Genomic DNA, 23,924 nt, shown 5'->3' with positions numbered 1-23,924 from the left:
AGCCTCCTGGGGCGGTAGCGCATAACGACCGGTATAGCCGAGGAGACGCATGGGGCGTTCCAGCGTCTTCTCCGTTCAAGCAGAAGCGGGTAATCCGCTCCGGGAGAAGAGACGCATGACGGCACTGGCTGAGCCCAATTTGAAGCAGGTCGATGCATCGATCCGCACGGCGCTGGAGGCGGCGCTCGAACGGGGCGCGCTTCCCGGCGAAAGCGAGAATTTCGATCACGACGCCGCATCGGCTGCCGCCGCTTTTCTTGGCCGTACCGCCCATGTCCGCAAGCCGGGCCAGTTCGCCATCGCCATCGAAACGCTGGGGGAAGGCGCGACCGGCCGCTACATGCGCGTCGCCATCGTCAATGACGACATGCCCTTTCTGGTCGATTCGATCGCGAACGCCCTGGCGGCGCACGACATCACCATCCATCGCCTGCTGCATCCGGTTCTGTCGGTCGAACGCGACGACAGCGGAAAGCTGGGCGCGATCCTGGATGACGAAGCCCCCGGCGCGCGCCGTGAATCGATGATCTATATCGAAGCGGACCGGGCCGACGCGAAGGGCCGCCGCGCACTGGAAAAGGCGCTGCGCCAGACTTTGACAGACGTCCGTGCCGCCGTCGCTGACTGGCCGAAGATGCGCGACGCCATGGGCCGCGACGCCGAATCCATACCCGACAGCGAAGGCGCGGCGCTGCTTCGCTGGTTCCTCGCCCGCCATTTCACCCAGACCGGGCATGAACAACGCCGCCGCGACGGCACGGCGGAGGAACAACTCGGCATCTGCACGCTGGAAGGAACGCCGCTGCTCGCGCCCGCCTCTATCGACGCGGCCTTCGCCTGGTTCGAGGAAGGCAGGCGCAACCCGCTCATCATCAAATCGAACCAGCTTTCCCGCGTCCACCGGGCCGTGCTGCTGGACCTCATCATCGTGCCAATTCGCGAAGGCAAGCAGCTGGTCGCGCTGTCCATCCACGCGGGCATGTGGACCAGCGCCGCGCTCTCCGCGACCCCGGACAAGGTGCCGCTGCTGCGATCGGCTCTCTCGGCGCTCATGGACAAGTTCGGCTTCGATCCGGCGGGGCATGCGGGCAAGGTGCTCGCCCATGCGCTGACCGCCCTGCCCCACGACATATTGATCGGCTTCGATCATGAAACGCTGGAGCGGCTCGCGCTGACCTTCATGTCGCTGACCGATCGCCCGCGCCCGAAGCTGGCGCTCGCGACCAGCGCACTCGCCCGCCATCTTTACGCCTTCGCCTGGCTGCCGCGCGACGATCTGACTACGGCCCGTCGCCTCGCGTTGCAGGACATGCTGTCCCAGGCAGCCAATGCCCCGGTGCTCAGCTGGTCGATCGCGCTGGAGGAAAGCGGGCTGGCGCTGCTGCGCATCACGCTCGACCTGCGCGATGGCGGAGCGGTGCCGGATGAATCGCCGCTCGACCGCCAGCTGAAACAGATGGTGCGGGGCTGGCTCCCCGCCGTGGAAGAAGCGCTTGCCGAAACCGAAGAACCCGGCCGCGCCGCCGCACTGGCCCAGCGTTACGCCCCCGGCTTCCCCATGGCTTATCGCAATGGCGCAGGCCCAGTCGAAGCGGCAATAGACATTCGCCTGCTGCACGGCCTTGCCGGTCCTCACGACAAGTCGATCCGCATCTACCGCAATGGCGAGGACAGACCCGAAAGACTGCGCCTCAAACTCTACAGCCATGACGTCATCGCCCTGTCAGAGGTCGTGCCTGCCTTCGAAAATTTCGGCTTCCGCGTGATTGACGAGATGACGACGGCGATCGACGGCGGCGCGCAGGGCCATGTCCAGCGCTTCGTCCTTGAACTGCCGGCAGGTGGCGATGCGGAACCGGTGGTCGCCCGCGCCTCCGTCGTCACCGAAGCGATCGCGCAGGTACTCGAAGGCCGCGCGGAAAATGACCGGTTCAACGAACTGATCGTGACAGCGGGCCTCGCGCCCCATGCAGTCGTCCTGTTCCGTGCGCTCTTCCGCTATCTGCGCCAGACCGGCATGGCCTATGGGATGGCGACCTTCGCCGAAACGCTGCGGCGCGAACAGGACGTCGCGCACCAGCTCATCGCCCTGTTCGAAGCGCTGCACGACCCTGCCGTGAAGGATGGCCCTGCACGGGCGGAGCAGGCACAGGCCGCCATCGACGCGGGACTGGAACAGGTCACGGCCATCGACGAAGATCGCGTGCTGCGCCTGTTGCGCGCCGTCATCACTGCCACTTTGCGCACCAATTTCTTCAGCAGCGCGGCGGCCGAAGCGCTCGCCTTCAAGCTAGACAGCGCCCAGGTGCCGGGCCTGCCCGCCCCGCTCCCATGGCGCGAAATCTGGGTCTATTCGCCTCGGGTCGAGGGCGTCCATCTGCGCGCTGGCCCCATTGCGCGCGGCGGCATCCGCTGGTCGGACCGGCGCGATGATTTCCGCACGGAAATTCTCGGCCTCATGAAGGCGCAACGGGTCAAGAACGCCGTCATCGTCCCCACCGGCGCAAAGGGCGGCTTCTACCCCAAACAGTTGATAAGCCCGCAAGTCGATCGTGACGCCTGGATGGCGGAAGGCACGGAAAGCTATCGCATCTTCATCCGCGCGCTGCTGTCGGTCACCGATAATGTCGTCAGCGACAAGGTGCGTCATCCCGCGCGGGTCGTCATCCATGACGGCAATGATCCCTATTTCGTCGTGGCCGCTGACAAGGGCACGGCGTCCTTCAGCGACGTCGCCAATGCCATCGCGCTGGATCAGAAATTCTGGCTTGGCGACGCCTTCGCCAGTGGCGGATCGCACGGCTATGATCACAAGGCGATGGGCATCACCGCCCGCGGCGCGTGGATCAGCGTTCGGCGTCACTTCGCCGAAATGGGCGTCGATGTGCAGGCCGAACCGATCACGGTCGTCGGTTGCGGCGACATGTCGGGCGATGTGTTCGGCAACGGCATGCTGCTGTCGAAATCGATCAGGCTGCTCGCCGCCTTCGACCACCGCCACATCTTCCTCGATCCCAATCCCGATCCGGCCAAAAGCTGGGAAGAACGAAACCGCCTCTTCCAGCTTCCTCGTTCAAGCTGGGACGATTATGACAAGTCGCTCATCTCCCAGGGCGGCGGCGTTTACCCTCGCACCTTGAAGAGCATTCCCCTGACGCCCGAGGTGCAATCCATCCTGGGTGTCACCGAAACGGAAATGGAACCTGCCGCGCTCATCGGCGCGATCCTGAAAAGCCCCAGCGACCTCCTCTGGTTCGGCGGCATCGGCACCTATGTGAAGGCCGCCTCCCAAAGCCATAGCGAGGTTGGGGATCCGGCCAATGACCGGCTGCGCGTCAATGCAGAGGATCTGCGCGTCAAGGTGGTGGGCGAAGGCGCCAATCTTGGCGTCACGCAGGCCGCACGCATCGCTTTCTCGCTGCGCGGCGGTCGCATCAACACCGATTTCATCGACAATTCCGCAGGCGTCGATTGCTCGGACAATGAAGTCAACATCAAGATCGCGCTGAACAAGGAGATGGCCGAGGGGCGGCTATCCTTCGAAGCGCGCAACAAGCTGCTCGAAAGCATGACCGGCGCGGTCGCCGACCTCGTGCTGGAGGATAACCGCCTTCAGGCCCTTGGCCTCTCCATCGCGGAAACCGGCGGCCCGGCCGAACTGGCCAGCTATATCCGCCTCATCGAAACCTTTGAGGAAAGCGGCAGGCTCGACCGACAGGTCGAAGGTCTATCGGCCAACGACCAGCTGTTGCGTCGCGGGCAGGATGGGCTGGGGCTCACTCGTCCCGAACTCGCGGTCCTGCTCTCAACCGCGAAACTCGCGCTGCAGGATGCGATCGAACATGGCGGTCTGGGCTCCGATCCCAGCATGGGGGCTGAACTCGCCGCCGCATTCCCGCCAGCGATGCAAAAGAAGGAGGCGGATGCCATCGCGGCCCACGCCCTTGCCGGGGAAATCGTCGCTACCAAGGTCGCCAACCGTATCGTCAACCGCCTCGGCCTCATCCATCCCTTCGAACTTGCCGAGGAAGAAGGCTGCTCACTGGCCGACCTCGCCAGCGCCTTCCTCATTGCCGAACGGCTTTACGACATCGGCACCCTGTGGGCCGACATCGACGCTGCCGACATGTCGGAAGCCGCCCGCCTGGCGCTGTTCGCCGACATCGCCGGTGGCGTCCGCGCGCAGATCGCCGACATCTTGCGCAGCCTGCCCGCCGGTACGCTGCCCGGCGCGGGCCAGGCCATGCTGGCGCAGGGCGTGGAAAAGCTGGCGAAAAAGGTCGATGACCTGCTCACCAGCGAAGCGTTGCGCCGTACCAATGCCGTGATTGATCGCCTGCTGATCCTTGGCGCGCCAGAAGATCTCGTCCGCCGCGCGGCGGGCCTGTTCAAACTCGACGGCGCGGTCGGAATCGCCGCGCTTTCGGGACGGATGAAGATTGATGAAGTCGCGCTGACCCGCGCCTTCACCTATCTCGGCGAAAAGGTGGGCATAGACTGGGTGCAATCCACCGCCGCGCGAATGAACCCCTCAGACCCGTGGGAAAGGCTGCTGATCTCCGGCGTCGCCCGCGACATGCAGCAGGTGCGGCTCGACTTTCTGGAGCAGGCGGGCACGGCAAATGGCAAGGACATCATAGCGCATGTCGATGCATGGCTTGGTCAAAAGCAGCCGCGCATCATGCAGTTCCGCGCCCTTGTCCAACGCGCTAAGACCGCCGCGTCACCCAATGTGGCCATGCTGGCGGAAATCGCAGGACAGGCGCGCGGCCTTCTGGGTCGCTGACCCCGCCGTCGCGCCGGTTCACGTCTCCCGTCATCCCCACGCAAGCTGGGATCTCAGGCACCACAGCGCGACCCGCAGGATGACAGGTCGCGCCCTCTCCCGCCATCTTCCCGCGCTACATATTGATACAATTTTCTCCCCAACGCGGTTTGCAATTGCGAGTCGTTCGCGTTATGCGAAGCCTCCACTTTCAGGACCGATCCTCCTCCATGCACGCCCCCGTCAGCGTCCAGCCAAAGAAAAAGAAGAAGGCCTTCTGGCTGAAGCAGCTGCATAGCTGGCACTGGATCAGTTCGGCGATCAGCCTCATCGGCCTGCTGCTCTTCGCCTTCACTGGCATAACCCTCAACCACGCCGCCGATGTGGAGGCTTCGCCGCAGACGGTTGAAAAGAGCGCGGTCCTGCCCGCGCCCTTGCTCCGCCGGATCGCGCCGGACGGCGCTGCCGACAGCAAAAAGCCGCTGCCCGCCTCCATCGCTGCATGGGTGGAACGCGAAACCGGCTCCCGCGCGACCGGTGAAGCGGAATGGTCCGCCGACGAAATCTATCTCGCTTTGCCTCGGCCAGGCGGCGATGGCTGGGTGTCCATCGACCGGCATAGCGGCCAGATGACCAGCGAAAGCACCAGCAGGGGCTGGATCAGCTACCTCAACGACCTGCACAAGGGCCGCAACACCGGCGCCGCCTGGAAATGGTTCATCGACATCTTCGCGGTCGCTTGTTTCCTATTCGCAATGACCGGCCTGCTCCTCCTCCAGCTCCACGCCGCCAAGCGCCCCAGCACCTGGCCCATGGTCGGCCTGGGCTTCGCCATCCCAGCCGCTTTAATTATCGTTTTCATTCATTAATTCAGGGGGAAACCAGCCATGCACAACGGCTATAAAATCATCCTCGGAAGCGGCGCCGCGCTCGGCGCAGCGACAATTCCAGCATCCGCCCAGACGCTGAATGTCAGCGTCACAATCCCGCGCCTCTCGGTCGCCGAATATCACCGCCCCTATGTCGCCATCTGGCTGGAAAAGGAAGGATCCGCGCCGCGCACGCTGTCGGTCTGGTATGATGTCGACAAGGCCAAGGGCGAAGGCGCCAAATGGCTGCGCGACATCCGCCAATGGTGGCGAGTATCCGGCCGTTCCATGAACCTGCCCGCCGACGGCATCACCGGCGCAACCCGCGCGCCAGGTGAACAGAAAGTCGCCTTCACCGCCGGCAAGGCCCCGCTGAATCGACTGACGCCCGGCAATTACACTCTTGTGGTAGAGGCGGCACGCGAAGTCGGCGGCCGCGAACTGCTCCGGCTGCCGTTCAGCTGGCCATCCAAGCCCGGCGCGACGCTGCGCACCAAGGGCAGCACCGAATTGGGAACCGTCAGCCTCACCGTCGGCAAATAAAGGGGACTATCCATGCACTCCAAATATCTGATCGCAGGCGCATTCGCCGCCCTGATGGCTTCGGGAACCGCGCAGGCGCACCGCCAATGGATGCTCCCATCCTCGACCACGCTGTCGGGTACGGAAAGCTGGGTCACGGTTGACGCTGCCGTGTCCAACGACCTCTTCTATTTCGAACATGTGCCAATGCGCACCGATAACGTCGCGGTGACGCAACCAGATGGCTCGCCAGGCAAGATCGAGAATGCGGCGATCGGAAAGTATCGCTCGACCTTTGACGTGCATCTGACGCAACCAGGCACCTATCGCCTCGCCAGCGTCACTACCAACGTCATGGGGAGCTACACGCTGAACGGCGAAGTGAAACGCCTGCCGCGCAGCACCACCAAAGACAATCTGACCGCTGCGATCCCGGCGGGCGCTACCAATGTCCATACCAGCGAAGCCACGAACCGGAACGAGATATTCCTTACCCTGGGTGCCCCCACGACCACCATCTTCAAGCCGACCGGCGTTGGCATAGAGATGGTCCCCATCACCCATCCAAACGACCTTGTTTCCGGCGAATCGGCAACCTTCCAGTTTCTGCTCGACGGCAAGCCCGCAGATGGCCTTAAGGTCACAGTCATTCCGGGCGGCATCCGCTATCGTGATGCGCTGGGCCAGCAGGATCTTGTCACTGGCAACGACGGCAAACTCTCCATAAACTGGGCGCAACCGGGCATGTATTGGCTTAATGCCAGCACCGGTGGCAGGCGTGAAGGTAGCGAACCCGCCAGCCAGCACGGCGCGGGAATGGCGCAGTCGGAACGGCCCGCCGGTCCACCGCAGCGCCGCGCTTCCTACGTCACCACGCTCGAAGTGCTGGCGCCCTGAACGACATCCGCATAGCGATCCCCGCCGATCTGTCGCCTGGCTCCGTCGCCGGGCGACACCGGAGGGGCATTGTCACTGAACTGTCCGGGCCGACCATGGGCACCAGCTGGTCGGCCCGAATTGTCGATGCACCATCCGGCTGCGCCGCGGTCATCGGCGATGTGCTTGCCGGCGTTATAGCGCAGATGAGCAATTGGGAGCCGCAGTCCGACATCAGCCGCTTCAATGCTCTGCCGGTGGGCACTTGGGTCGCCCTGCCACCTGATATGATGAAGGTCCTCAAGGCAGGGCTCGATGTTGCCCGCCTGTCGGGTGGTGCCTTTGACCCCGCAATTGGCCGCTTGATTGAACGATGGGGCTTTGGCGCGTCCGGTATCACCGGCCCGACGACCGTGCCGAGCCATCCCACCCCATGGACAGCGATTGAAATCGATGGCGACAAAGCGCGCCGCCTCGCTGATGTGACACTGGACTTTTCAGGCATAGCCAAAGGCTTTGCCGTCGATGCGGTTGCACAAGCCCTTCGCGATCTGGGCACAGCCACCTTTCTCGTGGAGATTGGCGGCGAACTGCGCGGCGAAGGCATTCGCCCTGATCTGCAACCGTGGTGGGTTGATGTGGAAGCACCCCCCGGCGTTACCGTCCCCACCCTGCGTATCGCCCTGTGCAATCTCGCGGTCGCGACCTCAGGAGATTATCGCCGCTTCAGGGAAGAGGGCGGCGAAACCCTGTCACACAGCATCGATCCAGCCACCGGCAGTCCGATCGACAATGATGTTGCGTCGGTCACCGTACTGCACGAGGAGGCGATGCTTGCGGATGCTTGGGCAACCGCCATCACCATAGCGGGTCCCAGCCGCGGCATGGCGCTTGCCGCCAGCGAAAATCTCTGCGCCCGTCTCGTTCTTCGCGCTCCTCGAGGTGCCCAGGAATTCATGACGCCCGCCATGGCGGCGATGCTGGACTAGGGATGGGGGTCGGGTCAGGCGTCCCCCCACCGCCGCAGCAGATTATGATATACTCCCGTCAGCCGGATCACCTGCGCGTTGTCGTGACCAAGATCGGCCGCCAAGGCCTGCACACTGCTATCGAGGTCAAAAAGCATCTGCCGGGCTGCATCGTCCCGAACCATCGACTGCAACCAGAAAAAGCTCGCCACTCGCCTGCCGCTGATAACCGGTTCCACGCGGTGCAACGATGATGAGGGATACAGCACTGCGTGCCCGGCCGGCAGCTTCACCTGTTGTACACCGAAATTGGTTTCGATGGTCAGCTCTCCGCCCTGGTACAGTTCCGGACCTTCAAGGAAGACCGTTATCGAAAGATCTGATCGGACACGGAAACCCGTGCCCGCCTGTATCCGCACCGCATTATCCACATGAACACCAAAGGCCTGCCCCCCCGCATAGCTGTTGAACAGCGGTGGAAAGATCTTGAGCGGCAGTGCGGCAGCGATGAACAGCGGTGACTTGCCCAGCGCATCCAGAATGATCTGCCCCGCCTGCTGCGCCTGTGGTGCGTCTTCGGGCAGTTGCATATTCCGCTTAGCCAGCGCCGACTGATGACCTGAAGTCACATTGCCATCGACCCACTGCGCCGTATCAATCAACAAGCGAATCTTGCGTACAGTGGCGGTATCAAGCAGGTCAGGAATGACGGTCAACATCATGCGTCTCCAAAACGGCCGTCAGCACTAATTCGCCGCGTGCCGGACCTGCATCAGGCAGCACTGACCTGCAGAACAAAGGGAATTTCAACGATACCCTTGACCTTCACGGCCTGCCCCTGCTGAATCATGGGGCGCCAACGCCAGCGGCGGACAGCATCCTTGGCTGCGTCATCGAGCCGGGAATAACCACTGCTCCGCGCGACAGTCAGCGTTTCCACTGCGCCATCAAAGCCCAGCGTGAGTGCAAGAACGACCGTGCCCTGCTCCCGCTTACGCCGGCTCTCGAGCGGATATCGAGGCGGCTTCCCGGATATCATCTGTGTGCTGAGGTCGCCGCCTTGGATGATGCCGGATGGAACCGGCGCGGCCATGGCAACAACTGGCGCCGGGGCGGCCACCGATGGCGGATTGACCGTTACAGTTGGAGGCGTCGGGGTGGTCGAGATCTGAGGGGCCGGCGCCGGAACCCGGACGACCGGGATGGGTGCGGCCACTTGAGGTTGGGAAGGGGGCGGCGGAGGTGTTTCTTCTGCCGGCGGAGGCACGGGCTGTGTCAGATTGAGGACCGTCAGGTGCGCTTCCTCTGGTCTCTGTCTCTGATGGCGCACATGCATGATCGCAGCAATCAGCAACGCGTGCACAACAAGGATAAGCGCAATGACGTACCAGTTAGGCGAATTGCTTTCACCGTAGCGACAAGCGGCAGAGACTTTGGCGGGACGAGCAACTGTCCGGATGGGTTCTACGACGCTGGAAGGCAGGAGGGCATCGACGGCCTCATCCATAATCCTGTCCATTGCACGAAGCATCCACCAATCCCCTTCTGGCTGCCGCGCCGGTGCACGAGAAATAGCGCGATTCATAATGCGATACAATTGCAATTTGGGTGAGAGGTGGGCGAGCAGCAGCCCGAGGAGGAGGTATACCGCCGCTCGCCCATTTCCCCGGCCTGGGACAAAGGCCGGGGGATTCCTGATTAGAACGCGTAGTTCAAGCTCAATACCGCCGACCGCGTCGGCGCGGGCTGCGCCCAGCTGTTATTCACGTTGTTGCGCACCGTTGTCACATATTTCTCATTAGTGAAATTCTGGACGTTGAGCTGCGCCGTCAGTTTCTCGGTGATGGGATAGTTCGCCATGAACCGATGAATTGTGTAGCTGGGTACATAGTAGGCTGTGTACGTACCCGCAGTGAGCTGCGCCAGCGTTGACTGGTTCAGCAGGAACTTGCCCTGGTAAGTGATGCCGTAACCCAACTCCAGGCCGAAATCGAAGCGATAGGTGGTGAAAAGGCTGCCTGAATGCTTGGGCGTATTGGTGAGCGCATAGCCCCGCGTTGGATCTGGGAAAGCGGTGCTATTGGCGCAGTCTCCCGCCCCAGGGCTGGTCGCACCGGGATTGTCCAGACAGAAATCAGACACGCCCTGTTTGATCTTGCTCTTGAGGTACATGTAGTTGGCCGAGATCGTCCAATTGCTTGTAATGTTCCCGGATGCGCCAAGAGAAATGCCTTCGACACGCTGGAAGCCATCGGCTGCCCGATCGGGCAATAGCGGATCTCCTGACAGAACCTTGATCTGGTTGCGATCGTTGCGGAACAGCGCCGCTGTCAGCAGCAACTTCGCATCGAACAGGTCTGCCTTGGCGCCTATTTCATAGTTTTTGGTCGTTTCAGGCTTAACATTACAGGTGCCGCTGCCGCCGAACTCGTTGTCCGCCGTGCAGGACCCATCGACCGAGGCCTTGGACGGGAGCTTGGAGTTGCCGTAGGCGACATAGACGCTGGTGTTCGGCGTCGGCTTCACGACCAATCCGACACGATAAGAGAACAGATTGTCGTCGATCCGGGTCGGGTCTGTGACTTCCGTAGGATCTCCCAGCGTGGCGGACCCCGCATCCGTGTCAAAGCTGACCGTCCTGTTGCTGCCCTTCACCTTTTCGTAGCGTATGCCACCATTGAGTTCGATCCAGTCGGTCAGCTTCATCGCGTCGAACAGATAGGCGGCATAGCTGGTCTGCTCGCCCAGGTTCCGCGATGAACGGATGAAGTTGATGGGGCCGACATAGTTGTTGCTGCCATAGACGAAGCCTGCCGGGCCTTGGACTACCTCGCCGGGATTGGAAATGCTGACGAGCGGATAGGCTGTCGCGAACGGATTGGTGCCGTCCGCCTCCCGAAGGCTGTTGCCACCGAGTTGGTTATACTTCTCCCAAAGAGCGGAGGCCCCCAACACCAGTGTATGTTCGATGCCGCCAGTCGCGAAATCGGCGCTGAGATCGATCTGATTATAAGCCGTCTCGTTGCTGATGAAGCGCGTATTACCGCGGCCATTGCCGCGATTGGGCATGTAATAGCCCGGTGCCACGGTGGCCGCGCACGCACTGCCGTCGGGCTGGAGGCCCGAAGAGAGGCAGAAATCGCCGCTCGGCTGACTGGTTATCGTGTTCTGGCGGATATGCTCATAGCGAGTGAGGTTGCGAACCTTCAGGTTGTCGGTGAACGCATGGCTGAAAATCGCCTGAAGCGAATTGGTCTTGCTGTCCTGACGATCGACATTGGCAAAGCCGTAATAGCCCGAACGATCAAATTCATCGAGGATGCCGCCCTGCGCGGGATAATAACGCATACCATATTGCGGCATCGCTTCATCGTCCAAATGCTCGGCCTGGATCGTCAAGCTGGTCGGGCCATCTATGCCCAGGGTGATGGCGGGAGCGATGCCCCAACGCTTATAATATTCGACATCGCGGCCTGGCACATCATTTTCATGATAGACGGCGTTGATGCGGACCGCGATCAAGTCGTTTATGCGCTTGTTGGCATCCACGGTTGCGCGGTAATAATTGTCAGTGCCGATACCTGCGTTCAGGATCGTCTGGTCGTCCGCGAGCGGTCGCTTGGTCACGAGGTTGATCGTCCCCGCCACCGACCCGCCGCCGTTCATGACCGAGTTCGCACCGTTGGTAATCTCAACCTGCTCAATATTGTAGACCTCATTGCGGTTGAGAAACGCGCCGGAACGCACACCATCGACGGTGACGTCATTCTTGGCATCTTGTCCGCGCAAGATGATGCGATCGCCATAGCCGAAGCCCCCCTCACCAGCGCCGAAAGTGATCCCGGGGACAGTCGACAGCACATCCCGGAGGGTGAGCAGGTTCTGTTGCTGGATTGTCTCCTTGTTGATTACCGTGACCGTCTGTGGCGTATCCAGAAGAGGCCGGACATATTTAGGTGACTCCGCCCGCTCCACTTTCACTTCAGATGCGTCGATGGCGGTATCTGTGACAGTCATTCCGCCGAGCTTCGGGCCCGATACCTCCTGGCCATGCGCAGTGGAAGCGAATGCCAGCGCGCCCACACAGCTTAGCGCCAGAAACGGCGCCGACTTAGAACTCGACATGGAACAGAAACCCCTTTCTCGTTGTCTGATGGGGCCTGCTATTGATAGTAGTTCGCAGAGTCAACGCTATTGCGAATAATTCTTACCTTTCCCTGCAAACAGCCAGCAGCGGATGGCGCTGGCAAGGTTGGGAGCGGGATCTGCTGACATTCGGTCTAGATCAATGCGTGCAACCAGCGCGTTGAGCGGCAGGTTCAGCCGACCAGCCTCATTTTGCAACGCTTCCCAGAAAATGGGCTCCAGACTGATCGCGGTTTGGTGCCCCGCAATCGTCACACTGCGTTTGACCGGTGGGCCGAAGGGCGACTTCGCCCTCCGACCCGAAGTCAGGTTTGCAGGAATATCGGCGTCCATCAATACATGTGTTGGCCGCCGTTGATCGACAGGGTGCTGCCCGTCACGAAGCCCGCATCGTCATTACAGAAGAACGCCACGCCGCGTGCAATTTCTTTGGCATAGCCCAAGCGACCGACTGGAATCTTGGCGACGATTTTTTCCAGCACGGGCGCAGGCACCGCAGCAACCATATCCGTGTCGATATAGCCGGGGGCGATGGCGTTGACAGTCACGCCATATTTCGCGCCTTCCTGCGCCAGAGCCTTGGTGAACCCATGGATGCCCGACTTGGCGGCGGCATAATTGACCTGCCCATATTGTCCGGCCTGGCCATTGATCGACCCGATGTTGACGATACGTCCCCAACCCCTATCACGCATTCCGCCGAAGGTTGCCTTTGCCATATTGAAGCAACCGCCCAGATTGATGCGCATTACCTCATTCCAGTCTTCAAAGCTCATCTTGGACAAAACGCCGTCGCGCGTGATCCCGGCATTGTTCACGACGATATCAACAGCGCCCAGCTGATCGGCCACTGATGCACAACCGTCTAGACAAGCCTGGTGATCACCCACATCCCAGCGAAAGGCCGGGATACCAGTCCTGTCGGTGAAGGCGCGGGCCCTTTCGTCGTTGCCCCCGTAATTGGCAGCCACTTTACAACCCAATTCCTTGAGTGCAACGCTGATCGCTTCGCCGATGCCGCGCGTTCCGCCCGTGACGATCGCAACTCTGTTCATATCAGCCTCCCCTGGGTAATTGGACGAAGTTATTTTCCAGCCATCCCGCCAGTTCGCGGCCGACAAGATTTCGGTAGAGAAGCATAGCCTCTGCAGAAGCGTTCAAACAGCTAAAATGGGCAAATTTATTACCCCCTGCCGCCAAAAAGTCATCGCGGCCGCGCATGGCGATTTCTTCCAGGGTTTCCAGGCAGTCCGCCGAAAAGCCCGGCGTGAGAATGGCGACCGACTTCACGCCTCGCGAAGGCAACGCCCGCAATGTTTCGTCGGTTGCCGGGCCAAGCCATTTCGCCCGTCCGAAACGGGATTGAAATGACACGCGCACTTCCCTGCCCAACGCATCCTGCAGCAGCTTCGCAGTGGCTAGGCACTGCTCATAATAGGGGTCACCCAGCTGGCGAGTTCGATCGGGCATCCCGTGGAAACTGGCGAGAAGCAGGTCCGGGTTGAAATCCAGTGCGGCCAATTGACGTTCGGTCGAACTGCGCAGGGCTTCTATATAGGCGGCATCCGCATAATAAGGGGGCAGGGTCCGGATCGCCGGCTGGGCGCGCAAACCGGCAAGCGCGGCATAACAGGCGTCCAGGGCGGTAGCGGTCGTGGCTGCACAATATTGCGGATAGAGCGGCGCCAGCAAAATGCGTTCACATCCGGCGGCGATCATCGCGCTCAACCTCTCCGCGATTGACGGATTCCCGTAGCGCATGGCCCAATCGACCGCGACATCGGGACCGACCAACGCCTGTAACTTGGTCGCCGTTTCGCGCGTATGAACAGCCAGTGGAGATCCACCCTCCATCCAGACCTCTTGATAGGCTCGCGCCGACTTGGCAGGCCGCGTCAGCAGGATCGGTCCACGCAATATCGGCTGCCATAGCAGTTGGGGGATCTCCACGACGCGCTTGTCGGAAAGGAATTCTCCCAGGTATCTTCGCACAGCCGAAGCGTTCGGCGCATCGGGCGTGCCCAGATTGATGAGGAGAATGCCGATGTTTCGCATATTCGATGCTATGTCCGAGACAGGATTGGCAGATGGCGGAAGCGCTGCCCGGTGACGGTGAAAAGCGCATTGGCGATGGCCGGGGCTACCGGAGGAGCGCCAATGTCGCCAAGTCCCGCTGGAGCGCCCGTGCTGCGAATCAATTCGACCGTCACTTCGCCGATGTCAGCAAGGCGCGGCAGGTCCATGCGCCGCAATATTGCGCGAGTTGGCATGGAGTTGGCATAGGGAACCGAGGCGCCCATCGCCAGGGCCAGCCCATAGATCAGGCCGCTTTCCACCTGCTGCCGCGCTATGTCTGGGTTGACCTGTTCGCCACCATCTACGGCCGCAACGATCCTTCCCACGCTGAGCTTCCCGCCGTCCAGAGCCGCTTCGACCATTACGGCTGCATAGGCGCCGTTCATCACATGCACCGCCAGCCCCTGGCCACTTCCTTCTATGCCACCCTGCCAGCCACCCATCGCGCCAACGGTGGTCAGGCAGTGCGCCAGACGTGAATTGCCGCCCAGCATCTGAATACGGAAAGATAGCGCTTCGATGCCCGCTTGATGCGCGAGCTCATCGATAAAGCTCTCCGTGAAAAAGGCGCCGTGAAGATGAGCGTTGGCGCGCGCAAAGCCGAGCGGAAGACCGATATCGGCCGGATAATGATCCACCGCCCAATTTGGCAACGCATAGGGAAGCTCCATCCCCGCCACCGCAAGGCGCGTGGAAGTTCGGGCAGAATCCCGGGGCGCTTCATGCGGTAACTTGCCAAGCGCGATCCGATCCCATGTCTGCGTCATGGCGCAGGGGGCCGCGACCTTCGCCAGCCAGCCTTCGATGGCGCCGTTGCGACCGAGCTTCGCCGCCATCCGGGCGTGCGCCGGGGCGCTGGGGCGGTCCTGGACGACGTCCTCCAGCCTGGACCAGAGCAACTGGACAGGGCGCTCCATTTCCTTGGCGATCAGCGCCGCCTGGACGCCTGACTCAAAGTCCATCTTGCGGCCGAAGGATCCTCCGGCGTGGAGCGGATAAAGTGTTACGCTGCCTTCCCCCACATCGAGCGCCTCGGCAATCGCCGCCCGGGCAAGCGCGGGCGCCTGCGTGGGCATCCATATCTCCACGCTGTGGTCGCTGACCCGGGCGGTCGCACACATCGGTTCCAGCGCCAGATGCAGGCCCGGCGCGACAGTGAACTCGCTGGCTAGGATGGTGGCGTTGTCGAACGAAGGTTCAAGATCGCCTTGAGAGTAGAGTCGTTGCCCCGCCGATCCTGAAAAGGCTCCTTCGAGTGCGGCGTCGATGCTCGCGCTGCTGACCGGCGCGCCCCTCAATTCGAAGACGGGGTCGCTCAGGTCCAGCGCCTTGTTCGCCGCCCACCAATTGGTCGCGACCGCAGCGACCCAGCGCTCATTCCGCACCAGCTTCAGGAAACCGGTTACCGACTTTGCCGCCTGTTCGTTAACTTTCGCAAGCACGGCATCACCAATCGGTCCCTGGCGGATGGACGCGAACAGCATGTCGGGCAAGCGGATGTCGGCTGCGAAATTATGACTACCATCGATTTTGGATGGGGTGTCGAGCCGGGGCAGGTCTCGTCCGGCAAGCCTGTCGGCCTGCCCCTGCCGAAACGGCAAAATTTCCGGCAAGTCGAAATCTGCTGCTTCAGCCGCCACCTCCCCAATCTTCAGGGTCCGTTGGCCACCATCGGATATTATGCCGTTGGAGATGTCACAGCTTTCCCAGGGCAGATCCCATCGCGCCGCTGCGGCCTTACACAAAAGCACGCGGGCCGCAGCCCCCGCTTCCTTGTAGGCGTCGTGGAACATCGGCACCGATGTCCCAGAGCCCGTCAGCATCAGCGCCCGGCGCGTCGCATATTGGTCGATAGCCCAATTGCCTGCGCCACCTGCCAGGCGCGACCAGTCGCTGGCCAGCCACTGCTTTGCCAGCAATGTGTTGGCGTAGAGCGGGCTTATAGGCGCGCTTTGCACGCCGACGGTTCGCCAGTCCGCGCCCAATTCGTCGGCGAGGATCTGGGGCAACAGCGTGGTCACGCCCTGGCCCATCTCGGCTTGCGGGACGATGACGGTGATACGCCCGACATTGTCGATCTTGAGGAAGGCGTTGACGACCGTCTCCCCCGCCGCGGCGTTCAGGTTGGGGCGGTATGTGCGCGGCCATATGCCCCATGCCAGCAGCAGACCTGCCGACGCCCCCGCGCCGACCAGCAGCGTGCGCCGATCGACACCATTTAGTCGTTCTATCCGGTCTGCCGCCTTTCGCGGTGCGCGCCCCATTCAAATGCTGATAAAGGCGCTTGAGGCGGCTGAAAAGCGTTAATCCGCGCGTACGGGCAGGATGTTGAAACGGGGGATGTCGATTGCCGGACAGCGATCCATCACCACCTTGACCCCGGCTGCCTCTGCGCGCGATGCCGCCGCGTCGTTGATCACGCCCAATTGCATCCAGACGGCCTTGACCCCCGCCGCAATGGCTTCGTCCACCGCGTCTCCCGCAGCCTCACTACGCCGGAAAATATCCACCATGTCGATGGGCACGCCGATATCCGCCAACCGCCCCCAGACAAATTCTCCATGAACATGTTCGCCCGCGATCTGGGGATTGACCGGTAGAACGCGATAGCCGTGGTTCTGGAGAAACTTCATCACGCGATAGCTGGGCCGGTCCGAAATGCCAACCAAAGCAATCGTGCGCGTTTCCTGAAGCAGGTCGATAATGTCCTGTGACTGTTCCAGCGGCATCAGCATGCTCCATCAATGGCAGATACGGCAAAGACGCGGGGCGCCTTCAAACCGTTCCATCGGCCTTGGTTCATGCCCGTAACCAGGCAGCTACCTTTTCCGCGATTGCAAGGAAAGCCTGCCCCGAAGCGTCGTCGCCGGAAGCAGGAGGATCACCTGCGTCCGACCGTCGCCGTATGTCGATGGCAAGGGGGATGCGTCCGAGGAAGGGCATGCCCATGGCTGATCCGGCGGCTTCCGCCCCGCCCGTGCCGAAGGGGTCGGAGATTTCACCGCAATGAGGGCAGCTATATCCCGCCATGTTTTCGACCAGCCCGATCAACGGCACCTGCGTTTGTTCAAAGAGGCTGACTGCGCGGGTGGCGTCGATCAACGCCAGATCCTGCGGGGTCGAGACGATGACCGCGCCTGCGGGCTTATGCTTTTGCACCATGGACAGTTGAACGTCCCCGGTGCCCGGAGGCATATCCACCACCAGCAGTTCAGCATCGCCCCAGTCTGCGTCGATGAGTTGCGACAGCGCGTTGCCGGCCATGGGACCTCGCCAGGCGAGCGCCTTGCCTGGCTCAACCAGATGCGCCATCGACAGCATTGGGATGCCAAGCGGGCTATCGACCGGAACCAGCTGTTTCTCGCGCGCCTGCGGCTTCCTATCCTCGCTGGCCATTAACCGGGCCTGCGATGGTCCGTATATATCGGCATCGACCAGCCCCACGGCGAAACCCAGACGCTTAAGCGCGACGGCAAGATTGGCCGACAGGGTGGATTTGCCGACGCCTCCCTTTCCTGACGCCACAGCGATGATCCTGAGAGGCTTGCGTTCGGCCGTCATGGCGATGCGCACATCCTTCACGCCCGGCACCAACATGCCGCCTTCTCGGATTGCAGCCGCGACAGCGTCGCGGCGCTCAGCAGGCAGGCCGCCAACGTCCAGCGCCAGGTTCATAATTCCGTCCTTCACACGAGGCGCGCTGGCGCGACCATCTGTGAGCGACTTCAGGCGGGCGGCAAAACTCTCAAGATCGGTCATGAGAGCGCCTCCTAGGCAATAATCGTTGCGAAGGGCACTGTTTTTCGCAGCCCAGCCTTCCTATAGAGACGGGATGAAGAGAATTTTCGGGTGGATGCCTCGCATCGTTCATGCAATGGCTCAGGGTCCCTGGGGCGGCAAAAACGACGGCCCTGGTGGCGATGACGGTGCGGGCAAGGGCGGCGACGGCGGCCCGCGCAACCCATGGACGCAGCCGGGCCGCTCCCCGGGCGGCAAGGGGCCGTCCGCGATCGAGGAACTGCTGCGCCGCAGCCGGGAAAGCTTTGGTCAAGGCGGTGGTGGCGGTTTCGGCAACCTGCCGCCCCGGCCCACCGGTAAGGCGCTCTGGCCCGCTGCGGTAGGAATCCTTGTTGTCCTGTGGCTCGTCCTGACCTGCTTCCACCGGGTCGGCCCGCAGGAACGCGGAGTGGTGACGCTGCTGGGGAAATATAGCCGCACCCTGACACCCGGCATCAGCCTGACGCTGCCTGCGCCCTTTGAAAACGTCGCCACCGTTGACGTTGAGGAGATCCGCGCGATTGACATCGGATCGCCGACCGCACAGAGCGAAAATCTGGTGCTGACCGGCGATCAGAATATCATCGACCTGGCCTATTCCGTGCGCTGGAACATCCGTAACCCCGAGCTTTATTTGTTCCAGCTTTCCGATCCCGATGCGACAGTGCGCGAAGTCGCTGAAAGCGCGATGCGGTCGGTAGTCGCCAGCGTCAGCCTGGACGACGCGCTGGGTGCGGGACGCACCGAGATTGAGCAGCAGGTCGAACAGCGCATGCAGGAGATATTGGACAGCTACAGGTCTGGCATCCGGGTTCAGGGCGTCGCCATCAAGCAGGCTGATCCGCCCACAGCGGTGAATGACGCGTTCAAGGCGGTGTCCGCCGCCCAGCAGACCGCGCAGACCTATCTCAACGAAGCCCGCGCTGCCGCGCAACAGGTGACCGCTAAGGCGCAGGGCGAAGCCGCCGCCTTCGACAAGGTATATGAACAGTACAGGCTGGCGCCAGAGGTCACCCGCCGCCGCATGTATTATGAAACCATGGAGGGCGTGCTGTCCAACGTCGACAAGACGATCGTTGAAACCGGAAACGTGACGCCGTTCCTACCGCTGCCCGAACTGAAACGCCGGGCGCAAGCGGCGACCGCCTCTGCGGGCGCTTCCGCTCCCACCGGTAGGGAGGGCCAGTGATGCCGACGTTCATCCGCCATCCCGTGGCCCTCGCCTTGTCGGTGATCGCGCTGCTGCTGCTTATCGGCAGCACGGTCGCGATCGTACCGGAGACCAGGCAGGGCGTTGTCGTGCGCTTTGGCGATCCCAAGAAGATCGTCAATCGTTACCTTCCCAATGAGGATTTCGGCAAGACAGGGGCAGGCATCATCCTCCGCTGGCCTTTTGTCGATCAGATCGTCTGGATCGACAAGCGCGTCCTCTCGGTCGAGATGGAGCGGCAACAGGTGCTGTCGACCGATCAACTCCGGTTGCAGGTCGACGCTTTCGCCCGCTACCGGATCGTCGATCCGCTGCGTATGTATATAGCGGCAGGTAATGAGGAACGAGTCTCAGATGCCTTGCGGCCGATCCTGGGGTCTGCCCTGCGCAACGAATTGGGCAAGCGCCCCTTTGCCGCCTTGCTCTCGCCGGAGCGCGGCCAGGTGATGGACAATATCGAGGCCGGTCTCAATCGCGTGGCGCGGCAATATGGCGCGGAGATCGTCGATGTGCGGATCAAGCGGGCCGACCTGCCCGACGGCGCCCCGCTGGAAAGCGCCTTCACCCGCATGCGCACCGCGCGCGAGCAGGAAGCGCTGACGATCCGGGCGCAGGGTGCGAAGCAGGCCCAGATCATCCGCGCGGAGGCGGACGCCAACGCAGCCCGCATCTATTCGGAAAGCTTTGGCAAGGATCCGCAATTCTACGATTTCTATCGCGCGATGCAGGCCTACCGCTTCACCTTCGCACCGGAGCGGCAAGGATCGACGTCCATGCTGTTGTCACGCGAGAACGACTTCCTGAAGCAGTTTCAGGGTAGCAACTGATGGGTGCAACCAATGGTAAAGAGGGCCTGGATCATTTCGGAACCAGCGTCATTCAATGAGGGTTAAGGCTGGGCAGTGCATCCGACTCCCGCAGAGTCCTGCCCTTTCCTTCGCCAAGTTCACGAGAGGACCGTCACGAGTGCGTTACGCTTATGCCCTTACCGGCGCCCTGCTGCTTGGTGGCACCGCCATCGCTGTCACTTCCAGCCCCAATGTCGGCGCGCAGATCGCGCAGAATGAAGGGATGCAGGCCGCTGCTCCTGCGGGCGCCCCCGCCAGCCTTGCCGACATGGTCGAAAAGCTACAACCTGCGGTTGTAAACATCTCGACCAAGCAGCGCGTTCAGGTGCAGAACCCATTTGCAGGAACGCCTTTCGGCGACCTGTTCGGGCAAGGACAGGGTGGCAGGCCCCAGACCCGCCAGGCCCAGTCTCTGGGGTCGGGATTCATTATTTCGGCGGACGGCTACATCGTCACCAATAATCATGTTGTCTCCGCCGGCGCGGAAGGCGCATCGGTGGATTCGATCACCGTGACCCTCACCAATAGGGAGGAATATTCCGCCAAGCTGATCGGTCGCGATCCCGCCACCGACATCGCCGTGCTAAAGATCGAACCGCGAAAGGCGCTTCCCTTCGTCAAGTTCGGTGACAGCACGAAGGCACGCGTGGGCGATTGGGTAATCGCAATCGGAAACCCCTTCGCCCTGTCCGGCACGGTGACTGCGGGGATCATTTCCGCCGTCCATCGCGGCACCGGCGGCACCTATGACAAGTTCATCCAGACCGACGCTTCGATCAACCAGGGCAATAGCGGCGGCCCGATGTTCGACATGCGCGGCAACGTGATCGGCATCAACAGCCAGATCCTGTCGCCCTCGGGCGGCAATGTCGGCATCGGCTTCGCCATTCCCTCCGAACAGGCCGCGCCTATCGTCGCTACGTTGCGCAAGGGTCAGAGCGTCAAGCGCGGCTATCTGGGCATCCAGATCAGTCCGCTCGGCGAAGACCTGGCCGAGTCGCTCGGCCTCGCCAAAAACCGGGGCGAGTTCGTCCAGGGCGTCGAACCCGGCAAGGCCGCCGACCGGGCCGGGATCAAGGCAGGCGACGTGATCGTCAGCGTCGCTGGTCAGGAAGTGACCCCGGATCAAAATCTGTCGTCCATCGTCGCGTCGCAGCCCATAGGGTCGCGCGTGCCGATCGTGCTGCTCCGCAACGGCAAGCGTCAGACGGTGACCGCAATCGTCGGCGAGCGCCCGTCCGAGGCCGAGCTGAACAGCTTTGCTCAGCGGCAGGACGACGACTTCAATGAGCAGCAGCCAGACGACCAGTCCGGCGGCGAACAGGCGACGCAGCAGTCGCTTGGCATCTCCGCCATCCCGTTGACACCCAACATCATTCGCCAGTTGGGCGTCGCCGCCGACACGCGGGGCGTTGTCATCACGGCCGTGGACAGTTCGACCGATGCGGGCGCCAAGGGCCTGCGCAGGGGCGATGTCATCATCACGGCCAACAACCGTCCGGTCACCAGCCAGGCGGAACTGGACGCGGCGGTGCAGCAGGTGTCGTCGCAGGGCCGCAGCGCCATCCTGTTGCAGGTGTTGCGCCGGGGCCAGCCGCCAGTGTTTCTGCCGGTGCGCCTGCGTAACAAATAATTGCGCGATGGAGCTTTTCGTTACGGGCCGCGCTTGCCGGAAGCCCTGTCTCACCACTAGAGTGCGGACAGACTCCGGCGGGCGCGGCCCGAAGCTTTTGGGGAGCTTGATGCGATGAGCGACGGCATATTCATTGGCCTTGGCGCCCCCGGCAAGGACGGCGCAGTTCCCCAAATGTTGAACCTCCGGCGGGCCAACCGGCATGGCCTGATCGCAGGCGCTACAGGCACGGGGAAGACCGTCACCCTGCAAGGCATTGCGGAAGGCTTCTCTGCGCTGGGCGTTCCTGTATTCCTCGCCGATGTAAAAGGCGATCTTTCGGGCATCGCCATGGCAGGATCGCCTACCGCGAAGAATGCCGATAAGCTGGTAGCCCGCGCTAGAGAAATCGGCATCGACAATTACAGTTACGCGGACAATCCTGCGATCTTCTGGGATCTTTATGGCGAACAGGGCCACCCGATCCGCACCACCGTCAGCGAGATGGGGCCGCTGCTGCTCGCTCGCCTGATGGACCTCAATGAAACGCAAGAGGGCGTCCTCACCATCGCGTTCAAATATGCCGATGAGGAAGGGCTGTTGCTGATCGATCTTGGCGATCTTCAGTCAATGCTGGCCTATTGTGCGGAGAATGCCGATACGCTTTCCGCCCGCTATGGTAACGTCACCAAGGCAAGCGTCGGCGCGATCCAGCGCCAACTGCTTCAACTCGACAGCCAGGGCGGTGCGCATTTCTTCGGCGAACCTGCGCTCGACATTCATGATTTCCTGAAAGTGGATGACCAGGGCCGGGGCTATGTGAATATCCTGGCCGCCGACAAGTTGATGCAAAGCCCGAAGCTCTACGCCACGTTCCTGCTCTGGCTGCTGAGCGAACTGTTCGAAACGCTTCCCGAAGTCGGCGACCCCGACAAGCCGGTGCTGGTCTTTTTCTTTGATGAGGCGCACCTGCTGTTCGACGATGCGCCCAAGGCGTTGACCGACAAGATTGAGCAGGTCGTCCGCCTGATCCGTTCAAAGGGCGTCGGCGTCTATTTCGTGACGCAGAACCCGATCGACATACCTGAAGAAGTGGCGGGTCAACTTGGCAATCGTGTTCAGCACGCGTTGCGCGCTTTTACCCCCCGCGATCAGAGGGCAATCAAGGCCGCGGCCGAAACCTTCCGCATCAATCCAGACCTGGATGTCGAAACCGCGATCACGGAACTGAAGGTGGGCGAGGCACTGGTGTCGCTGTTGCAGGAGGATGGTTCGCCCGGCATCGTTCAACGCACGCTGATCGCGCCGCCGCGCTCCCGACTGGGTCCTGTGAGCGCAAAGGAGCGTGCCATCATTCAGTCGATATCCCCATGCGTCGGCACATATGACGAAGCGGTTGATCGGGAATCTGCCGAGGAGATCCTGGCGGCTAGGGGCGAGGCTGCTGTCGCAGCCGCGCAAGCTGCAAAGGCGAAGGCTGAATCCGACAAGGCCGCGGCCATTCAGGCAACGCTGGAAGCGAAACAGCGCGAGGCGGAACTCAAGGAAAAGGCGCGGCGCGACGCCATAGCCGCGCGGGAATCGGCCAAGCCATCCGCGCTGGATCGGGCAGTCCAATCCGCCAGCCGGTCGGCAGCGTCATCGGTGGGACGACAGGTCGCGAACGAGCTTGGCCGTGCCGTATTCGGCGGATCGAGCCGCCGTTCGGGCGGATTGGCCGGGCGGTTGGTCCGCGGCATTTTGGGCAGCCTGTTCAAATAACACCGACAGCGGAGGAGAAAAGACAATGGCTATCGGAAAGACTGCCGGCTTCGTTTTGGCGTTGGGACTTGCGCTACCCGCCCATGCGCAGGATTATCGCGATCTGCACCGTGCCGCCGACGCGGCGGTCGTCAGCGATATCGCCCGCGACCGACAGGCAGAGCGCGACGCAAAACGGCAACCCTATGCCTCGCCCGGCTATGGCCCCATCCACAGCGCCGCCGCTGCGCGCAGCGCGTGCGCGGCCAAGGCGCGTGAAGAAGCAGGAAATGGCGCAAGCGTCCGGGGAAGGATCACCGCCCGCACCATGTCGACGGGTTGGGAAGTGGAAGGCGAAGTCGGCCCGGTCGGCGACCAGCATTCGATGCCCTTCGTCTGCTCCGTACGCAATGGATCAGTCAGCGGCATCTTGCTAACCCCCGACCACTGACCGCTTAAGCGACGGCGAAAGCTGCGGTTATGCGGCTGCAATAAACTGCTGTCGGCATTTTCTA

General features: G+C 62.1%; 19 protein-coding genes. 10 read left to right on the top strand and 9 right to left on the bottom strand.

Features of this window, described 5'->3' with window-relative positions; all coding sequences use genetic code 11:
• Positions 1 to 115: 115 nt before the first annotated feature.
• From K663_RS03880 to K663_RS03860, 5 genes are all read left to right on the top strand, one after another.
• Positions 116 to 4,786: an NAD-glutamate dehydrogenase gene (locus tag K663_RS03880; protein ID WP_062114320.1), complete on the top strand. Its 4,671-nt coding sequence runs from the start codon at positions 116 to 118 to the stop codon at positions 4,784 to 4,786.
• Between the two features lie 209 nt (positions 4,787 to 4,995).
• Positions 4,996 to 5,634, top strand: a complete 639-nt coding sequence (locus tag K663_RS03875; protein WP_062114318.1) for a PepSY-associated TM helix domain-containing protein — start codon at positions 4,996 to 4,998, stop codon at positions 5,632 to 5,634.
• 18 nt (positions 5,635 to 5,652) lie between these two features.
• Positions 5,653 to 6,177 (top strand): DUF2271 domain-containing protein, encoded by a 525-nt coding sequence (locus K663_RS03870; protein ID WP_062114314.1) that lies wholly within the window; start codon positions 5,653 to 5,655, stop codon positions 6,175 to 6,177.
• 12 nt (positions 6,178 to 6,189) lie between these two features.
• Positions 6,190 to 7,053: a DUF4198 domain-containing protein gene (locus tag K663_RS03865; protein WP_062114311.1), complete on the top strand. Its 864-nt coding sequence runs from the start codon at positions 6,190 to 6,192 to the stop codon at positions 7,051 to 7,053.
• Positions 7,054 to 7,148: 95 nt separating this feature from the next.
• Positions 7,149 to 8,021: an FAD:protein FMN transferase gene (locus tag K663_RS03860; RefSeq protein WP_062114307.1), complete on the top strand. Its 873-nt coding sequence runs from the start codon at positions 7,149 to 7,151 to the stop codon at positions 8,019 to 8,021.
• A gap of 14 nt (positions 8,022 to 8,035) precedes the next feature.
• Here the strand turns inward: K663_RS03860 and K663_RS03855 are convergent, their stop codons facing one another.
• The 9 genes from K663_RS03855 to K663_RS03815 form a co-directional block, all read right to left on the bottom strand.
• Positions 8,036 to 8,719 carry a Fe2+-dependent dioxygenase gene (locus tag K663_RS03855; RefSeq protein ID WP_062120270.1) on the bottom strand — a complete coding sequence of 228 codons (684 nt, stop codon included), beginning with the start codon at positions 8,717 to 8,719 and terminating at the stop codon, positions 8,036 to 8,038.
• Between the two features lie 53 nt (positions 8,720 to 8,772).
• Entirely contained in the window at positions 8,773 to 9,507 is a 735-nt protein-coding gene (locus K663_RS03850; protein ID WP_235589510.1) for an energy transducer TonB, read from the bottom strand.
• Positions 9,508 to 9,698: 191 nt separating this feature from the next.
• Complete coding sequence (locus K663_RS03845) at positions 9,699 to 12,125, bottom strand: TonB-dependent receptor (protein ID WP_062114301.1); 2,427 nt, start codon at positions 12,123 to 12,125, stop codon at positions 9,699 to 9,701.
• Between the two features lie 66 nt (positions 12,126 to 12,191).
• Positions 12,192 to 12,479: a ribbon-helix-helix domain-containing protein gene (locus K663_RS03840; protein WP_062114298.1), complete on the bottom strand. Its 288-nt coding sequence runs from the start codon at positions 12,477 to 12,479 to the stop codon at positions 12,192 to 12,194.
• Positions 12,479 to 13,201, bottom strand: coding sequence for an acetoacetyl-CoA reductase (phbB, locus tag K663_RS03835; RefSeq protein ID WP_062114295.1), 723 nt, complete (start codon positions 13,199 to 13,201; stop codon positions 12,479 to 12,481). The genes K663_RS03840 and phbB overlap by 1 nt, the downstream gene beginning before the upstream one ends.
• A gap of 1 nt (position 13,202) precedes the next feature.
• Positions 13,203 to 14,201, bottom strand: a complete 999-nt coding sequence (gene hemH / locus K663_RS03830; RefSeq protein ID WP_062114292.1) for a ferrochelatase — start codon at positions 14,199 to 14,201, stop codon at positions 13,203 to 13,205.
• A gap of 8 nt (positions 14,202 to 14,209) precedes the next feature.
• Positions 14,210 to 16,486: a molybdopterin cofactor-binding domain-containing protein gene (locus tag K663_RS03825; protein WP_062114289.1), complete on the bottom strand. Its 2,277-nt coding sequence runs from the start codon at positions 16,484 to 16,486 to the stop codon at positions 14,210 to 14,212.
• A 39-nt stretch (positions 16,487 to 16,525) separates the two neighbouring features.
• Entirely contained in the window at positions 16,526 to 16,951 is a 426-nt protein-coding gene (locus tag K663_RS03820) for a CoA-binding protein (RefSeq protein ID WP_062120266.1), read from the bottom strand.
• Positions 16,952 to 17,021: 70 nt separating this feature from the next.
• Complete coding sequence (locus tag K663_RS03815) at positions 17,022 to 17,981, bottom strand: Mrp/NBP35 family ATP-binding protein (RefSeq protein WP_062114286.1); 960 nt, start codon at positions 17,979 to 17,981, stop codon at positions 17,022 to 17,024.
• Positions 17,982 to 18,054: 73 nt separating this feature from the next.
• On the opposite strand from K663_RS03815, the gene hflK reads away from it, so the two are divergent.
• The 5 genes from hflK to K663_RS03790 all read left to right on the top strand — a co-directional run bounded on the left by hflK (position 18,055) and on the right by K663_RS03790 (position 23,860).
• Positions 18,055 to 19,188: an FtsH protease activity modulator HflK gene (gene hflK / locus K663_RS03810; protein WP_201026670.1), complete on the top strand. Its 1,134-nt coding sequence runs from the start codon at positions 18,055 to 18,057 to the stop codon at positions 19,186 to 19,188.
• Positions 19,188 to 20,036, top strand: a complete 849-nt coding sequence (gene hflC / locus K663_RS03805) for a protease modulator HflC (RefSeq protein ID WP_037465016.1) — start codon at positions 19,188 to 19,190, stop codon at positions 20,034 to 20,036. The genes hflK and hflC overlap by 1 nt, the downstream gene beginning before the upstream one ends.
• Positions 20,037 to 20,175: 139 nt before the next feature.
• The gene (locus tag K663_RS03800) at positions 20,176 to 21,690 is read left to right on the top strand and encodes a Do family serine endopeptidase (protein ID WP_062114280.1); all 1,515 of its coding nucleotides are present in this window, start codon (positions 20,176 to 20,178) and stop codon (positions 21,688 to 21,690) included.
• A gap of 114 nt (positions 21,691 to 21,804) precedes the next feature.
• Entirely contained in the window at positions 21,805 to 23,430 is a 1,626-nt protein-coding gene (locus K663_RS03795; RefSeq protein ID WP_062114277.1) for a helicase HerA-like domain-containing protein, read from the top strand.
• A 25-nt stretch (positions 23,431 to 23,455) separates the two neighbouring features.
• Entirely contained in the window at positions 23,456 to 23,860 is a 405-nt protein-coding gene (locus tag K663_RS03790) for a hypothetical protein (protein ID WP_145902228.1), read from the top strand.
• Positions 23,861 to 23,924: the final 64 nt, after the last annotated feature.

It is taken from the genome of Sphingobium sp. MI1205 (genome assembly GCF_001563285.1).
Lineage (GTDB): Bacteria > Pseudomonadota > Alphaproteobacteria > Sphingomonadales > Sphingomonadaceae > Sphingobium.
Note: the sequence above shows the minus strand (reverse complement) of the source record. Positions and strands in the feature narration are given on the sequence as shown.

What these genes read in the sequence shown, in the direction of transcription:
- K663_RS03880 (WP_062114320.1), top strand. Translation starts at nt 116, where the DNA reads ATGACGGCACTGGCTGAGCCCAATTTGAAGCAGGTCGATGCATCGATC.
- K663_RS03875 (WP_062114318.1), top strand. Translation starts at nt 4,996, where the DNA reads ATGCACGCCCCCGTCAGCGTCCAGCCAAAGAAAAAGAAGAAGGCCTTC.
- K663_RS03870 (WP_062114314.1), top strand. Translation starts at nt 5,653, where the DNA reads ATGCACAACGGCTATAAAATCATCCTCGGAAGCGGCGCCGCGCTCGGC.
- K663_RS03865 (WP_062114311.1), top strand. Translation starts at nt 6,190, where the DNA reads ATGCACTCCAAATATCTGATCGCAGGCGCATTCGCCGCCCTGATGGCT.
- K663_RS03860 (WP_062114307.1), top strand. Translation starts at nt 7,149, where the DNA reads ATGGGCACCAGCTGGTCGGCCCGAATTGTCGATGCACCATCCGGCTGC.
- K663_RS03855 (WP_062120270.1), bottom strand. Translation starts at nt 8,719, where the DNA reads ATGTTGACCGTCATTCCTGACCTGCTTGATACCGCCACTGTACGCAAG.
- K663_RS03850 (WP_235589510.1), bottom strand. Translation starts at nt 9,507, where the DNA reads ATGGATGAGGCCGTCGATGCCCTCCTGCCTTCCAGCGTCGTAGAACCC.
- K663_RS03845 (WP_062114301.1), bottom strand. Translation starts at nt 12,125, where the DNA reads ATGTCGAGTTCTAAGTCGGCGCCGTTTCTGGCGCTAAGCTGTGTGGGC.
- K663_RS03840 (WP_062114298.1), bottom strand. Translation starts at nt 12,479, where the DNA reads ATGGACGCCGATATTCCTGCAAACCTGACTTCGGGTCGGAGGGCGAAG.
- phbB (WP_062114295.1), bottom strand. Translation starts at nt 13,201, where the DNA reads ATGAACAGAGTTGCGATCGTCACGGGCGGAACGCGCGGCATCGGCGAA.
- hemH (WP_062114292.1), bottom strand. Translation starts at nt 14,201, where the DNA reads ATGCGAAACATCGGCATTCTCCTCATCAATCTGGGCACGCCCGATGCG.
- K663_RS03825 (WP_062114289.1), bottom strand. Translation starts at nt 16,486, where the DNA reads ATGGGGCGCGCACCGCGAAAGGCGGCAGACCGGATAGAACGACTAAAT.
- K663_RS03820 (WP_062120266.1), bottom strand. Translation starts at nt 16,951, where the DNA reads ATGCCGCTGGAACAGTCACAGGACATTATCGACCTGCTTCAGGAAACG.
- K663_RS03815 (WP_062114286.1), bottom strand. Translation starts at nt 17,981, where the DNA reads ATGACCGATCTTGAGAGTTTTGCCGCCCGCCTGAAGTCGCTCACAGAT.
- hflK (WP_201026670.1), top strand. Translation starts at nt 18,055, where the DNA reads ATGAAGAGAATTTTCGGGTGGATGCCTCGCATCGTTCATGCAATGGCT.
- hflC (WP_037465016.1), top strand. Translation starts at nt 19,188, where the DNA reads ATGCCGACGTTCATCCGCCATCCCGTGGCCCTCGCCTTGTCGGTGATC.
- K663_RS03795 (WP_062114277.1), top strand. Translation starts at nt 21,805, where the DNA reads ATGAGCGACGGCATATTCATTGGCCTTGGCGCCCCCGGCAAGGACGGC.
- K663_RS03790 (WP_145902228.1), top strand. Translation starts at nt 23,456, where the DNA reads ATGGCTATCGGAAAGACTGCCGGCTTCGTTTTGGCGTTGGGACTTGCG.